Genomic DNA, 14,325 nt, shown 5'->3' on the forward strand with positions numbered 1-14,325 from the left:
CTTAGTTCGTCACTTTAATAGTTACTGGTGTATCTGGTTTTAAACTCATAATACCGCTCGTAATAAGCGTATCACCCGCTTTTAATCCATCAGTTACTAAAATCGAAGATTCGGTACGGGTTCCTGTTTCTACAGTAACTTCTTTGGCTTTTCCTTTTTCTTTGATATATACTTTTTTTCCGTTTTGAATAGGAATAACTGCTTCTGTAGGAATTAATATTGCATTTGGAATGGCATTCAAAGGAACTTTTACATTAGCATAGGTTCCTGGAAACAGTTCGTTATTTTTATTATCAGCTTTGGCACGAACTAAAAGCGTACGTGTTGCGATATCTACACTAGGTTCTATAGCATAAACCGTTGCATTATATATTTTTGAGTTACCAGAAACGGTGAAATTAATGGTTTGATTCAGTTTAATTTCACTAGCATATTTTTCTGGAATTGAAAACGTAATTTTTACTTCCTTAGCACTTACTAAATTGGTCACGACAGTAGTAGGAGTAAGGTAGGTTCCAGGTGAAATATTTCGTAGTCCTATTTTACCTGTAAAAGGAGCTTTAATAGCCGTTTTTGCAATTTGAGCTTGTATTAATTGTGTTTGTGATTGCAAACTTCTAAACTCTGCGCTGGCAATATCATATTCTTCCTGACTGATGGCTTCTTTTTCTAAAAGTAGTTTAGCTCTTCTTTCATTCTCTGCAGCTAAATTCCTTTTGGTTACGGCTTGTGCCAATTGTGCTCGTAATTCAATGTCATTTACCTTAAATAAAGTTTGTCCTTTCGTTACTGTAGCACCTTCTTTGAAGTATATATTTTCAACAATTCCTGAAACTTCACTACGAATTTCCACTTGTTCGTTAGCATCTATGGAACCAGATACTGAAATAATGTTAGAGAAATCTTTTTCTTGGATTACAAATCCGTTTAGGGTTTGAACAGATTTAGTGGATCCATTCGGTTTTTTATCACCTTGTGCTGCAGCATTGCTTGTAATTCGGTAAGCAATGAGACCCACAAAAGATAAGGCAAGTAAGGTTAAAAGTAGTGTTTTGAGCTTCATTAGTTATAATACATGTTAAACTACAAAACTAATTGTTCACTTTTTATAATTGGTAATCCTTATCATTTATTTAACAATTGTACCTACAAATAAAACAAAATGGAGTCTTTTTGTTTTATTTGCTTTTATATTTAAAAAACTACAAAAGAAAGTATATATTTTGCTACTTATCAGTATAAGCAAACTTCTTACCGCCATCTTGAATAACGATACTTTGAATCCTTTCATAAGGTATGGTATAAGATACATTAGGTGAGAAACGAGAACGGCTTCCTTTTATAGTATCCTTTTCAAAAATTAGAGTATCCAAATACATAGTATAATTTTTCTTCTCATGAGTAGTAATTCGTATTTCTAACGAAGGTTTGTTTATTAGACGATGCGTTGCACCTTTTTTATCCATCACTTCAATAATGTCGAGATTATTTGCTTGATACTTTAAATTACCAAAATGTAGCGGATTATTAATTTCCACTTCTTTTTGACCCACAGTTTCTTGAAGTTGTTTTTTTAAACTTTCTTTAGAAATAGTATAGGTCTTACAGGAAACAACTAGTAAACTCACAAAAAAGATTAGAGGAATAATTTTATACATATCCATGATTTTATACAAATATATTACTTAATTTCATAAAAAAACCTGTTCGCTTTGTAACAGGTTTTGGATATATATAGACGTTATAGTTTAAAAGAATACTATAACTGGAACTTTCTTATTCTTTTTCTAAAACAATTTCTCCACATCCTACACGATCACCAGCTGCTCCACTTGGTTGTGATTTTAAATCGTCTGCATCTTTGTGAACAATAATGGCTTTACCAATGATATTTTTATTGGCATCCTCACAACCAATACACCATAAATCCGTTTCTTTAGTAATGCGTGCAATTCCATTTTCGTCTGCTTCTAAGTTACCAATGTCTCCTAAATGAAAACCATCGTGTCCCCAAGCACCGTGATCTGCATGTGTTGGATTCCAATGCCCTCCAGCAGAAGAACCATCTTCAGCACTACAATCGCCTGTTTCATGAATATGAATCGCATGCATTCCTGGCGTTAGACCTGTTAATTCGGCTTCCATAAATACCATTCCGTCGTTTTCTACAAAGGTTACTCTACCTGAAACCGAACTATTGCTTTTGGCAGAAATGGTTGCTGTGGCTGTAACCGATTTAGCAATGGTATCTGTAACCGTTACCATATCGGTATTATTTTCTTCTACTTTTTTTGAATCTTTACAGCTTACTAATGCCAAGCAAAGTAACCCGATACTGAGGTAATTTTTCATGTTATGTCTCTTTTAATGTTTGTATAAGTTTTAATTTCTTGAGGCTAAATTACTATATTAAAACAGTACGTGCGTTACATAATCCCCATATACACGGAAAGTAAAATTCTGTAAACCTATAATGTGTAGTGAAAATTGAATTATAAGCGTTCCAAACGGCCTTTTCTTTTTACAATGTTTTTATAATCCCATTGGATGTGTCGTGCTTTTTGTAACCAAAGTGCAACGGTCTCCACTTTAATTTCTGAAACATCCTTATAAAAGATAGAGGCATCTTTGAATTTTTCTCCTAAAACGTTCAATTCCTTCTCTTCAAAATCGGCTCCGCTCCAAAACATGAGTCGGATGCCTTTTTTTTGTTTGCTATAACCCACAATCGGATTTTCGTTTAAAAACCAAACGGGGTGCGCGTGCCAAATCTTAGATGTCGCATCACTTAATTCCGTGCAAATTGTAGAGGCTAAAGTATCGCAAATGGCTTTGTCAGTTTCCGATAACGAATCGTTGTAGTCTTGAATTTCTGCTTTCATTTACATAAAAATTAGTTTTATTCCTTAGATTGACTTTCTCTTGCAGCTGGTGGTTCAGCAGGTTTGGGTAGGGAGTTGTATTTGTAACTACTATAATCACATATTTTATAACCCTTTTCGGTTCTGATAAATGAAATACTTACCATTGTATTGCTTGTGGTAATTTGTATTTCAAATACTGGATATTTTTCAACAATTAATTGGTTGGCATTGTCTAGGTATTTTTCTATTGAAGCAGTGAATTCAGGATTAGTATAATCAATATAAAATCTGGTAAAATCTAAGATAGATATTTGGCTTTCGTTTGAAGAAGCTAAAGCTTTCCATAACTCTTGGTCTTGTTTCTTTTTTTTATTTTTTGATTTACTTTGTTGTAGGTTTAGGAATAAATAATCATTTATATTATCCTTTCGAATATTTTTAAGATTCGTAAAGATAAAGTTTTCAAATTCTTCTTTGTAACTAATAAAGCTATAATATTTTTGATCTACACCTATAAAATTATGTCTAAATTTTGCTGTATTTTCTTGTTTGCTTATTTCTAAAGAGTATAAATTTAAGTGTAAATCATCATCTCTAAAATCATCAATTAATACCTTGCCTAATGTGTCTAATAGTATTTCTTTTCCTCCTTCAAACGACCAATGATCACAACCTTCTCCATGCTTTTCATGTACTTGTTTGGCTCCTTTTTTTGCAATTACCAAACCATTATTTACGCGGCTTAATGCATTGTATATAGGTTCAATTACAATTTTTCCTTCTGCATTAAAAACACCAATAGAATCTAAATACCTACCTGTTGAAAAACGAATATGTCCTTCTAATTCTACATCATACGTAAAGTCGAATACATACAAACTATCTAAACCGAATGTTGCACCTTTTTTATTTACATAGTAGGAGGTATACTGAGAATTATTAGCATCATTGAGAGCAATAATTTTTTCAAATTTTTGGTTGATTGTAAACGGACTAAAACGGGGTTTAAGCATAATTGCTCCTTGATAATCTTTAAAACCGATAGCATTATTTTCTGAAACTTCTTGGTGAAAAGCATACCAGTACTTTTCTTTTTGGCTAAAAAGAACTATAGGAATAAAGAAAAATAGAAAAAAGGTTTGTTTCATATTTAATGTAGTTATAATTGTATTCTGTCTGCTATAACTAATGTAATAAAAATATGAATTTTAAAATAATAGTTGATAAACCTTTTAAAATAAAAATCCTTCAAAAACAGATTCGTAGTAATTGAAGGATTTTAGATGTTATTTTATCTTTTATTTTCTAAAAATTGGATCTAAGTTGCAAGTTATATTAAGTGTAGCTCCATAATTTTTAGAAGTATTCTGCTCAGATAGATAATCTAAGGTGTTGGACACATTTATTTCGGGAATAAATTCAAAAGATATATCTTTATTAAGCATAACTCCCAATCCAAACATAAAGTTTAAATAGGTTTTGGCATAAAAATCATCATTTTTGTCGCCATCTATTTTTACATTTAATGCATTCGATAATTTTAAACCACTAGTAAGATAGAAACCTTTATTGTAACTTTTATTAACATCGAATCGCACTAATCCATTAAATTGAAGTAATTGTATTTTAGCTTCTTCAAATAAATTATTCCAAGTTCTATCAACGATAGCACCATAATTATCCTCTTTAACCACACTATAATTAATAGAACCTCTTACCCCAAAACTAGCATTTAATTGGTAGTCAATAAATCCACCAAAATTTAAGCCACTAAACCCAGCACCACCATTTATAGGACCATTGATATTTACATCATATCCAGTAAAACCAATCATGGGACCATAACTCAATTCTTGAGCAGTAATAGATTGACAGAGTAAAAAAAGAACAAATAGGGCTTTAATTTTTTTCATTTTAAATTAGTTATTAAATATAATTAGTTGCGAAAATAGTTTTTTTAAGGTATAAAAGCCATTCTTTTTTAATGAATTTATTTACAAAAGAAAAGCTATTAAAAAAACATTCTACATAAAAAAATCCTATTCGTTTTACGGAATAGGATAGTCATAAACAAATAAAAACATAAACTAATGGGCTCGTATTAATATTTTTCTTTTTGGAAACCCCAATCTCTCATTTCTTGTTTGAAGGTATCGGGATAATTTGCTTTTAAAGCATTAATAATAGCGTTTAACGCTTTTTGTAGGTCACTTTTTAAAGTGTTTTTATCACCTACTTGCACCGCAACACTACCATCCATAGTTGTAGCTTCATTTACTAAAGCAATGTATTGGTCTCTTAAAGGTGTCCAGTAGGCAACACCATAGTCTTTAGTAGCAAAATCATGCACAGTTAAGGCATCTATCATTAAATGTAAAGCTGCAATCCTTCTATTTTGATCTTGCGGAAGCATATATTTATTGCCTTTGTGCTCTATACCAAAAGCAGCGTAATAACTGGTTGCATTTTCTTTTTTGTATTTGTCTATAATATACCCTTTTACATAAGACAATGCGGTGTCTATACTTTTATCTAAGGTTTTTAAAGACTGCGTAATTTGGGGTCTGGTTGCTCTTTTTTGCAAGCGCGATTGTAAGATGTTGTTAAAGCTAGTGGCATTGGTTTGAAATTGTGCGGCATCATGCCATTTTAAAGTCAACCAATCGTTAGCCAACCATTTGCTACTTACAGTAGTAATTACGTTACCAAAATTGATATCGGTTGCAGGTACATTACGTTTTTTAACCGATTTTACATTTTCCATGTTTGCTGTTGTTTGTGTCATAATTGTAGAATTTAATGTGATACATTTTATACTACAACTATCAAACGACGTGCCAATTTTGTAGTCTTAATAGTATAAAAATTACTTCTTTTTTATAAATAAAAAATTCAAAAAAATAACTAAAAGATTATGCTAAAAAGTGAAGTTGCAACTACTATTGACCGATGGATATACTAAAAGATACAAGTGTTTTTAAACTACTTCCTGTAGGAGTATGCCTTGTTGCACTTGTAAATTTCAAAAATGCTGCAGGAGTATGCTTATTTACACTTGCAAATTTCAAAAATACTGTAGGAGTATGCTTATTTACACTTGTAAATTTCAAAAATACTGTAGGAGTAGGCTTATTTGCACTTGTTTATAAGTAGGATACAGTGGTTTTAATTTTTAAAAATGCTATCCGTTTGGTTTAACCTGATTATATTTTAAAAAATTAAACACTACATCTCTGGATACGTATTTCCCTTAGCTACATTAGTTAATGTTACGCTAAAGGGTTTAGGGCATTCCGAACATTTATTACCAGAAAGGGTTCTAAAGCCATTAATTTGTACCAATAAAGGAATGTCGCAATTTTCCTGACTGCAATTGTCTTCCCAAGTGGAATTGATATGAAACCAAGTGTCGAAACCTACTTGGCAATCGATCGCTTTGCAATTCATATACGTAACATCTATGGCTGGAATGATTCGGAACTCTTCTCTTGGATCGGGTGCCCAACCAAATCCGGTTCCAAAACCGTATTGGATATTAGGTTCTTGGTTAGGGGCTAAAACTTTTACATCTTTTGCTTGGCAATTGGTAAAAGTAATAGCCATGCCCCAAGCACTGTAGCCGGCACTCTGTAGATCTTGTGGTTGAATAGCTTTAATATTTTCTACTGTGCAGTCATTTATGCTTACTTTTATTCCATATACTTCTAATCCTGTAGCTTTGGCACCTGTATTGGTTCCCCAACCGTCAATAATGGCTTCCGCATGAAAGCGGTTAACCACTACATTCGAATTGAGGAAGATAGACATTCCATGGCAATCATCACAACAGCCTGTCATACCTACCGATTCGCAATCATTGAATTCTAAATGGGAAGAAAACCACGGGCAAAATCCGATAACGGTATGCCCTAAGGTTGTCGTTTTTCCTTGATAATGGGATGCAAAATGCAAGGCTTTACAACCAGTACTGCTGCAATTTTTGGAACCAATATAACTGTACCCTTGGGTAGAACCGTCGTAATTGGTAAAATCACTCATGGTGCAATTGGTTAAGGTTGCATTTTCGGTTTCTATTAATTGAATTCCCGCACAGGAAGAAGAGGTTACTTTCAGATCATTAACGTTACAATTGGTTAAGGTAATGTTTTCTGCCGTGTTGATATGAAAACCACCCGGACTCACATTGGCTTCTGTAAGGTTTTCGTATTTTATTTTTTCAATAGTTATGTTTTCAATTAGTAAATCGGAGACATTTTGGGCACAAATGCCATACAAACTTGTTCCTGAAAGAGTTCCATTTACGATTTCGGTTTGATTTACTTTTTTATGTTTGCTTGGATTTAAAAACACCGTATTCGGATTTAGAATTGAAATCCCCGTACAATTGTTTGTAATGTCTTTATTTTCTACTTTTAATGTAAATCCGTTTAAATCTAGGATTACATTGGAACACTGAATCGTAATAGCAGCCGTGTTTGGCAAAGCTTCCCAAGTAATATCATTTGAAAAGGTATAATGACCTTCTTTGTAAATAAGAATACCTGCTGCTGGAATGCTTTTAATTTCAAACGTTTCTTGTTGCCAAGCCTCTTGATGGGGTTGCACCTTATGATTGAGTTCGTAAATAGCAGGAGTGCTATTGTATTTTTTAAATAAAGCTTCTTTGTTAATGGGTTTAAAAATATCATGTGAGAAAATTTCTTTTACCACTTGATGCGAGCGTTCTAATAGCATAGGTATACATTTGGTTACTACAAGGAAAACCTTGATTGTTGACAAATCTATAGCAATTTAATAAGTTGGCTATAGGTAAAAATACCTGTTTTTGAAGGTAAAGTGGAAAAGAAAATATTAGGAAGAGAATTTTTAACTGCTGTAATTCTAGATGTTTTTTACACTAATAGTGCGTAATTAGCTGAGTTGATAAAGTGAATCCGTATTATCAAGATTTTGGTAACGGATTGTACCCGAGGCTTTAGCCGAATTGACGAAGTAAATCAGCGCTAGCGGGGTGAATTATTGGTATTTGGTTACTATTTAAGCATCAAATTCCACATAATGAATTAATCGGTTACATTTTTTTTCAAGAGTAGGATATTGAGGCGATACATCTTCCATAAATTCTTTTATCAAGAAAGCTTCCATAAAATATTCGAAACCAGGACATTTCTTTTCTGTGACTTCAAAAGTTTTCCATTCCAACTCATCTTCTGTTAAATTCAGGATAGTAACTTCTGAATCAGGAAGAAACTGACCATCAATTCTTTTAACATAAAGAACAGATGCTTCATTGATTTTCTCAATGTTTTGTAAATACTCTATTAGTTTCATCAAATGTTGGGTAACGGTTTGTGATTTTACGTTCGGGCGGGTTTCGGAGTACAAAACTGTCAATGTGTACAGCACTTAAATAGAAGCACAAAGCTCCAAGTTTGTAAGTCAGCCTGACTGATGTAAAACCGCTGTTATCGATAGGTTTTATTTTCTTTTAGTAATTCGTTTCACAAATTTCGGATTTTGTTCAATTCCTTTTATAAATTCAGATTCAAAGCTCCTAATTGTTATCAACTCAAAGTTAACAAAAAAAAAGTGTTTTAATCCGTTTTCTTTCAAAATCTGATTCCGATTTTTTTCAGGTAATCTTTCAATCTCAAGAGTATTTGATATGGATTTTTCGAATTGGTAAATTCGTAATTGCCTTGTATTTAGCTCAATTATCCTTTTTAGTCCGTTCAAATCAGTTTGGACATCCATTTCCATTTGACGAACAGACAGATTTTTGAATTCAGTTCCGTTTTGAGTTTTGAAATCAGTTTTCCACCATTCAATTGCTTCATTTGGTACAAACTTGTGTATAAAGATAGCATTAAAATCCTTATCGAGAAGGTCCCATATTTCTTCGTTAGAATTTATTTCAAATGTTAGTTCATTCATTTTTAAATTAGGTACAACTTTTAGTGGCTTATCGAGTCTGCGAGCTTCGGAACCGATTATTTTCTGTTAAAGATAAAATTTCTAGTGAAATGTAAGTGAGAATTTACTGTAAAATTCGCAATCTTACCAAACGCTTTTTAGCAAATGACTTTTATTTAATTATTTTTTAGTTTTTTTGATTCAACACGCGATCCAATTTCCAATTCAACCTGTAATTCAGCCTTTAACTTTTTTGAAATCCTTTCTATTTCTAAATTATCCATTTCAAATTTTATAGATGTCTTTTTAAAAAATTCTTCTTTTTTTGCTCCTGATGGAAGATAATATCCACCATTTCCAGGAACTGGTATTGTGGTATCATATGTGATAAGTATAACTTTTGAGTTTGAATCGTTCTCAAGTAAATCAAAATAAAATTGATTATCCAATATTAATAGCTTCGGTTCTACAGACTTATTAAAGAGAAGTTTTTCAAACCATTCAATAATTTCTTGAACCTCTGATACTAATATACTTACATTATCAAAAAAAATATTTCCTAAATTTAGATACAATCTTAAACTGGTTATTTCCGATTGCAACATGAATCCAGTAATTTCAGAGTCGTCAAAATATTTTAAATCAAAATTTAAAACTTCGTTATTTTTTCCTTTAAAAATCCTAATAGTCCTTTTCAGTTAAATAACAACTTGTTTATAGGTCTAACAAAATTAAATCAATAATGTTAAAATTATCGTGATTGATCTTAAGTTTGTCATTTTACACTCACAAATCTAAAGTATCTACTTTACATTTACAACAGGTAGATAGGCTTGTTTTTATTTTAATACACAATATTAACTGATATAATTCCAAATGTTTTTCTTTTTGCTTACTTCTATAAAAGCTTTTCGGAGGGCTTCATGAACTGGTTTTTCCATCGCTGCATCCTCTTTGAGAAGTTGGATCGCTTTATGTCGGGCCAATTGTAGAATTTCTTTGTCTTTTACAATATCTGCAATTTGTAAATTTAAAACGCCACTTTGTTGTTTGCCCATGATATCACCAGGACCACGTAATTTTAAATCCACTTCAGAAATTTCAAATCCGTCATTGGTACGCACCATCGTTTCCATTCTAATTTTACTGTCTTCACTTAGTTTAAAACCAGTCATCAAAATACAATAACTTTGTTCGGCCCCACGACCCACGCGACCGCGCAACTGATGCAACTGAGACAATCCAAAACGTTCTGCACTTTCAATCACCATAACCGATGCGTTTGGAACATTAACACCCACTTCAATCACCGTTGTTGCCACCATGATATTGGTTTTACCCGCTGCAAAGCGACGCATTTCTTCTTCTTTATCGGCTGGTTTCATTTGGCCATGAACAATGGAAATGGAATAGTGCGGGAGAGGAAAATCTCTTGAAATGCTTTCATAACCGTCCATTAAATCTTTATAATCCATTTTTTCTGATTCTTGAATTAATGGATAAACAATATAGACTTGTCGTCCTTTGGCTATTTCATCTTTTAAAAAACGCCAAACTTTCAAGCGATTACTATCATACCGATGTACCGTTTGAATGGGTTTTCGACCAGCAGGTAATTCATCAATAACCGAAATATCCAAATCTCCATACAAACTCATGGCAAGTGTACGTGGAATAGGCGTAGCGGTCATGACTAAAATGTGCGGTGGAATAGTGGCCCCACCAACCTCCTCAGAAGGGAGGCTTTGCAATACGTGTTCAATTTTATTTAAAACAGCTGTAGTATTTCCAATTACTTCTTCATTAGTAAATCTAATTACTTTGAATCCTAATTCATTTAATATTTCTGTTCTTAATTCATCAGCTTCTTTTTGCTCTTGTAATTGATGATAACCACCATCAACTTCTATAATCAAATTCTTTTCAAGATTGACGAAGTCAACAATAAAAATATCTATAATATGTTGTCGTCTAAATTTATAATTCAATTTTTTATTTCTCAAAAATTCCCAAAGTATAGATTCTGCTTGTGTAGCTTTCTTTTTATTGTTAATTTTTCTTTCTTTTAATAATGCATAAGTTGAGGGTCTAGCAGTTTGGTACTTTTGTAGCACTTTTTCTACTTCCTTCCTTTGGAAGGATTGAGGTAGGCTCCCTTTTTTCCATAATTTGCTACGTTGTTCCACTCCAAAACGATGTTGTTCGTCTATAATGGCTAAACCAAGGTTATTAAAAATCACTTTATCTTCTAGTAACGCATGTGTACCAATAAGAATGTCTAAAGAACCGTTTTCAAGTGCTTCATGAATCACTTTTCGTTCTTTTGTTTTGGTTGACCCTGTTAAAATTTGAATGTTGATATTTAAGTTTTTCGCTAATTCGGTCAAACCAATGTAATGTTGGGTAGCTAAAATTTCAGTAGGAGCCATCAAACAACTTTGAAAGCCGTTATCTTTAGCCATAAGCATACAAAGTAAGGCCACAATTGTTTTTCCCGAACCAACATCACCTTGTAGCAGACGGTTCATTTGTGCATTGCTACCTAAATCGTTGCGTATTTCTTTAATAACTCTTTTTTGAGCATTGGTTAGTTCGAAAGGCAAATGATTGTTGTAAAAATTGGTAAAATTTTCTCCAATAGTTTTAAAAGGCAGTCCTTTAATTTTATGCTTACGAATGAGATTTTTAGTAATCAATTGCAATTGAATGAAAAATAATTCTTCAAATTTCAATCGAAATTGCGCTTTGGATAATAAATCTTGGTTTTTCGGAAAGTGAATATTAAATAAAGCTTCTTTTTTAGAAAGCAATTTTAATTCGTCAAGTAAATAATTAGGTAAGGTTTCAGAAAACAGTACATGCGTTTCAATAAAAAGTTGTTGCATGAGTTTGTTAATCACTCGATTTGAAATCCCTTTGTTGGCTAATTTTTCTGTACTTGGGTAAACCGGTTGCATAGCCGATCGCAAACTCGCTTTATGTTCGGCAAGTACTTCCATTTCAGGGTGTGCCATATTAAAGGTGCTTCCAAACTGAGTCACTTTTCCAAAAATAACGTATACTTCATTCAGTTTTAAACTTTCTCTGATCCATTTATGACCTTGAAACCAAACCAATTCCATTTCTCCAGTATCATCGATAAAGGTAGCGACTAAGCGTTTGCCTCTTTTTTGTTCTACTGTTTTAATATGGATGATTTTTCCAATAATTTGAACTTCGGAGTTGTTATTTTGTAGTTGATTGATTTTGAAATAGCGCGTTCGGTCGATGTATCGATTGGGAAACAAATGAATTAAATCACCATATTTATGAATATTGAGTTCCTTTCGAAGTAAATCCCCTCGATTGGGACCCACTCCTTTTAAATATTCAATAGGTGTTTCTAATAAATTCATGTTTACTGTCAATGTCAATATCAAAAGCGAAGATAAAGTATAATTTAAGAATAATAAAATGTACTTTTTATATTAACAAATTAAAAACAGGTAAAAATACCTATATGGGATTTTTTTAGATGTACTACTTTTATGACAGTAAATTTTCATGCTCTAACAGACAAATAAGGCATTATGGAAACTAGTAAAAATACAACCTGTACTTGTAATTCTTCTTCTTGTCCTAATCAAGAGAAGTTACAATGGAATACGTTTAGAAAAGCATTGCGATCCATTCCAAGCTTTACAGTAAGTATTCTTATTGCTTTCTTTCCTAAATGCCCTGTTTGTTGGGCGATTTACATGAGTATGTTAGGTAGTATTGGTATTACCGAAATGCCTTACATGCAATGGTTATTACCGGTTTTTATTATTTTCTTAGCGATACATCTCGGCTTGTTGTTTCGAAAAATTCCTACAAGAGGTTATGGACCTTTTCTTATTAGTATAGTGGGTTTTTGTATTATGATTCCAAGTAAATTAGTTTTTAATTTACCAGATTGGATAACCGTATTAGGAATGTCTTTCGTGTTGATTGGGTCTTTATGGAATAATTTTAAGACGCCTTACCCTAATTTTTTGAAACAGAATTTGTCGTATAAAAATTAAAACTAACTTTTTTTGAGAAATATCATTTAGAAATTATAGATAGTTTTTTGCCAACTAAATGATAGAATATCCAGATTTTCATATTGAAAATCTGGATTTATTTTATTTACTAGGAGCGATTGCAATCCTTTTTAAGTCAGTATTGAGGGCTTTTAAGTTTTGATTGGCTTCCATTTTTGTGTTTTTATCTACATTAGGATTTAGTAATACCTTATAATTAACCGCCATCTCTTGTTTTAAATTATCAATTCCTGTAATTCTTTCTTCAGTAGAATTTGCGATAGTTAAAGTAGCTTTTATACTGTCTAAAGCTTGATTTTGTTTGTCGATAATTTCCTGCATGGCATTTTGAATAGAGTCTTCGTTCGTTTTAGGAGCTGAAATTAAATTTTCTATTTCATCTGCATTTTGAGCAATTTCTTTCGTAAATTCTTCCATATTATTATTAGAAAGCTGAGTAACACTTTCATGTAGTTTTGCGTTTTGATTGAAAAGTGGAAAGGAAATAAAACCGTTAACAAGTACCATGAAAACAGTCATTAACATAAAACGCCAAATCATTTTAATAATTAAAGGTCTTGGTTCTTGTTCTCTTTTTTGTTCTGCTCTTAAGAGAAAAAAAGTAAGCAATACTAGCAGAAAGCTAAAGCCAGTCATACCATAGCCTAGAATTTTCAGAACGTCTAAATTTTCAAACATAATAATGGTTTTTTATAGTTGTATAGATTGTACAAAGGTCGTACAGAATTATTAGAAAAAGATAAGGAAAAAACAGGTATTTACATGAGGTTTTTCCTCAAATTTATTCTATTTCTTTACTGATTTTTTTAATTAGTTCTTCCGCAATAGGGGTATTCATGGTTTTTAGCTGTGCTAGAAGCAGCTTTTTTTCAGCTAGGGTAAGTTGGGGTTCTGGTTTTACAAATTGTTCCGGATTGGCTTCTTTAAAAAATAACTGGTCAGTCCATTCATTTCGAATACCATCTATCACTAAATGAATACGATCATGTGCTCCTTTATTGGCTACAGAATGCGTGAAATTAGCATCTATATACCAACATTCTCCTTCTTTCATGATCAAACGTTCATTATCCAAAATAAATTCAACATTTGGATTGGTAATTATGGGAATATGAATTCTAAAGACCCCATCTTCATAACCCAAACAATTATCAGTATGCGGTTTAATGTAGCCTCCAGCAGCTAATCGTAAGAGTCTTACCGTAGTTTTTTCAAACAAAAAGGAATCCATAATTTCTTTGAGATAGGTACAAGAGGCCATTATTTCAGTATAACTCACTTTTTCGTTACCTATGTTTATCGCATTGATATTCTCTGATTTTCCGCCTTGAGAAAGTAACGCAATAGAACACCATTCGCCTTCATAATCATTGGTATTATAATGATTGATCCATTTTTGAGTGAGTATGGTTTGTACTTCTTGTTGTAATTTCTCAACATCGAATGTAAAAGGGAATCGAATATGTTTGACTAAATTTTCCATG

The 14,325-nt window shown here is 32.2% G+C and carries 15 protein-coding genes; 1 reads left to right on the top strand and 14 read right to left on the bottom strand.

Features of this window, described 5'->3' with window-relative positions; genetic code table 11:
• Nucleotide 1: 1 nt before the first annotated feature.
• From FHG05_RS03015 to FHG05_RS03070, 12 genes are all read right to left on the bottom strand, one after another.
• Nucleotides 2-1,063, bottom strand: a complete 1,062-nt coding sequence (locus FHG05_RS03015) for an efflux RND transporter periplasmic adaptor subunit (protein WP_140996536.1) — start codon at nucleotides 1,061-1,063, stop codon at nucleotides 2-4.
• 163 nt (nucleotides 1,064-1,226) lie between these two features.
• Nucleotides 1,227-1,658 (bottom strand): hypothetical protein, encoded by a 432-nt coding sequence (locus tag FHG05_RS03020; protein WP_140996537.1) that lies wholly within the window; start codon nucleotides 1,656-1,658, stop codon nucleotides 1,227-1,229.
• Between the two features lie 118 nt (nucleotides 1,659-1,776).
• Entirely contained in the window at nucleotides 1,777-2,352 is a 576-nt protein-coding gene (locus tag FHG05_RS03025; RefSeq protein WP_140996538.1) for a superoxide dismutase family protein, read from the bottom strand.
• A gap of 140 nt (nucleotides 2,353-2,492) precedes the next feature.
• On the bottom strand, nucleotides 2,493-2,882 hold the full coding sequence (locus tag FHG05_RS03030; RefSeq protein WP_140996539.1) for a DUF1801 domain-containing protein: 390 nt from the start codon (nucleotides 2,880-2,882) through the stop codon (nucleotides 2,493-2,495).
• A gap of 17 nt (nucleotides 2,883-2,899) precedes the next feature.
• Nucleotides 2,900-4,012 carry a WG repeat-containing protein gene (locus tag FHG05_RS03035; RefSeq protein ID WP_140996540.1) on the bottom strand — a complete coding sequence of 371 codons (1,113 nt, stop codon included), beginning with the start codon at nucleotides 4,010-4,012 and terminating at the stop codon, nucleotides 2,900-2,902.
• Between the two features lie 150 nt (nucleotides 4,013-4,162).
• The gene (locus FHG05_RS03040; RefSeq protein WP_140996541.1) at nucleotides 4,163-4,777 is read right to left on the bottom strand and encodes an outer membrane beta-barrel protein; all 615 of its coding nucleotides are present in this window, start codon (nucleotides 4,775-4,777) and stop codon (nucleotides 4,163-4,165) included.
• A 188-nt stretch (nucleotides 4,778-4,965) separates the two neighbouring features.
• The gene (locus tag FHG05_RS03045) at nucleotides 4,966-5,649 is read right to left on the bottom strand and encodes a hypothetical protein (RefSeq protein WP_140996542.1); all 684 of its coding nucleotides are present in this window, start codon (nucleotides 5,647-5,649) and stop codon (nucleotides 4,966-4,968) included.
• 440 nt (nucleotides 5,650-6,089) lie between these two features.
• Nucleotides 6,090-7,643: a right-handed parallel beta-helix repeat-containing protein gene (locus FHG05_RS03050; RefSeq protein ID WP_140996543.1), complete on the bottom strand. Its 1,554-nt coding sequence runs from the start codon at nucleotides 7,641-7,643 to the stop codon at nucleotides 6,090-6,092.
• A 258-nt stretch (nucleotides 7,644-7,901) separates the two neighbouring features.
• Nucleotides 7,902-8,195: a hypothetical protein gene (locus FHG05_RS03055; RefSeq protein ID WP_140996544.1), complete on the bottom strand. Its 294-nt coding sequence runs from the start codon at nucleotides 8,193-8,195 to the stop codon at nucleotides 7,902-7,904.
• A gap of 147 nt (nucleotides 8,196-8,342) precedes the next feature.
• A complete protein-coding gene (locus FHG05_RS03060) occupies nucleotides 8,343-8,798 on the bottom strand; it encodes a hypothetical protein (RefSeq protein ID WP_140996545.1) in 456 nt (151 codons plus the stop codon).
• Nucleotides 8,799-8,953: 155 nt separating this feature from the next.
• On the bottom strand, nucleotides 8,954-9,382 hold the full coding sequence (locus FHG05_RS03065) for a WapI family immunity protein (RefSeq protein ID WP_140996546.1): 429 nt from the start codon (nucleotides 9,380-9,382) through the stop codon (nucleotides 8,954-8,956).
• A 252-nt stretch (nucleotides 9,383-9,634) separates the two neighbouring features.
• A complete protein-coding gene (locus FHG05_RS03070; protein WP_140996547.1) occupies nucleotides 9,635-12,172 on the bottom strand; it encodes a DUF559 domain-containing protein in 2,538 nt (845 codons plus the stop codon).
• 174 nt (nucleotides 12,173-12,346) lie between these two features.
• Here FHG05_RS03070 and FHG05_RS03075 point away from each other — a divergent pair, with 174 nt between their 5' ends.
• Complete coding sequence (locus FHG05_RS03075) at nucleotides 12,347-12,820, top strand: MerC domain-containing protein (RefSeq protein ID WP_140996548.1); 474 nt, start codon at nucleotides 12,347-12,349, stop codon at nucleotides 12,818-12,820.
• Nucleotides 12,821-12,922: 102 nt separating this feature from the next.
• Here FHG05_RS03075 and FHG05_RS03080 read toward each other — a convergent pair whose 3' ends face one another.
• Both FHG05_RS03080 and FHG05_RS03085 read right to left on the bottom strand, forming a co-directional pair.
• The gene (locus tag FHG05_RS03080; RefSeq protein ID WP_140996549.1) at nucleotides 12,923-13,519 is read right to left on the bottom strand and encodes a hypothetical protein; all 597 of its coding nucleotides are present in this window, start codon (nucleotides 13,517-13,519) and stop codon (nucleotides 12,923-12,925) included.
• Between the two features lie 103 nt (nucleotides 13,520-13,622).
• Complete coding sequence (locus tag FHG05_RS03085; protein WP_140996550.1) at nucleotides 13,623-14,324, bottom strand: aspartyl/asparaginyl beta-hydroxylase domain-containing protein; 702 nt, start codon at nucleotides 14,322-14,324, stop codon at nucleotides 13,623-13,625.
• Between the last annotated feature and the right edge of the window lies 1 nt (nucleotide 14,325).

The sequence above is a fragment of the Flavobacterium profundi genome (assembly GCF_006491645.1).
GTDB classification, from domain to species: Bacteria; Bacteroidota; Bacteroidia; order Flavobacteriales; family Flavobacteriaceae; genus Flavobacterium; species Flavobacterium profundi.

Coding starts and splice junctions, on each gene's coding strand:
- FHG05_RS03015 (WP_140996536.1), bottom strand. CDS start 1,063: ATGAAGCTCAAAACACTACTTTTAACCTTACTTGCCTTATCTTTTGTG.
- FHG05_RS03020 (WP_140996537.1), bottom strand. CDS start 1,658: ATGTATAAAATTATTCCTCTAATCTTTTTTGTGAGTTTACTAGTTGTT.
- FHG05_RS03025 (WP_140996538.1), bottom strand. CDS start 2,352: ATGAAAAATTACCTCAGTATCGGGTTACTTTGCTTGGCATTAGTAAGC.
- FHG05_RS03030 (WP_140996539.1), bottom strand. CDS start 2,882: ATGAAAGCAGAAATTCAAGACTACAACGATTCGTTATCGGAAACTGAC.
- FHG05_RS03035 (WP_140996540.1), bottom strand. CDS start 4,012: ATGAAACAAACCTTTTTTCTATTTTTCTTTATTCCTATAGTTCTTTTT.
- FHG05_RS03040 (WP_140996541.1), bottom strand. CDS start 4,777: ATGAAAAAAATTAAAGCCCTATTTGTTCTTTTTTTACTCTGTCAATCT.
- FHG05_RS03045 (WP_140996542.1), bottom strand. CDS start 5,649: ATGACACAAACAACAGCAAACATGGAAAATGTAAAATCGGTTAAAAAA.
- FHG05_RS03055 (WP_140996544.1), bottom strand. CDS start 8,195: ATGAAACTAATAGAGTATTTACAAAACATTGAGAAAATCAATGAAGCA.
- FHG05_RS03060 (WP_140996545.1), bottom strand. CDS start 8,798: ATGAATGAACTAACATTTGAAATAAATTCTAACGAAGAAATATGGGAC.
- FHG05_RS03065 (WP_140996546.1), bottom strand. CDS start 9,382: ATGTTGCAATCGGAAATAACCAGTTTAAGATTGTATCTAAATTTAGGA.
- FHG05_RS03070 (WP_140996547.1), bottom strand. CDS start 12,172: ATGAATTTATTAGAAACACCTATTGAATATTTAAAAGGAGTGGGTCCC.
- FHG05_RS03075 (WP_140996548.1), top strand. CDS start 12,347: ATGGAAACTAGTAAAAATACAACCTGTACTTGTAATTCTTCTTCTTGT.
- FHG05_RS03080 (WP_140996549.1), bottom strand. CDS start 13,519: ATGTTTGAAAATTTAGACGTTCTGAAAATTCTAGGCTATGGTATGACT.
- FHG05_RS03085 (WP_140996550.1), bottom strand. CDS start 14,324: ATGGAAAATTTAGTCAAACATATTCGATTCCCTTTTACATTCGATGTT.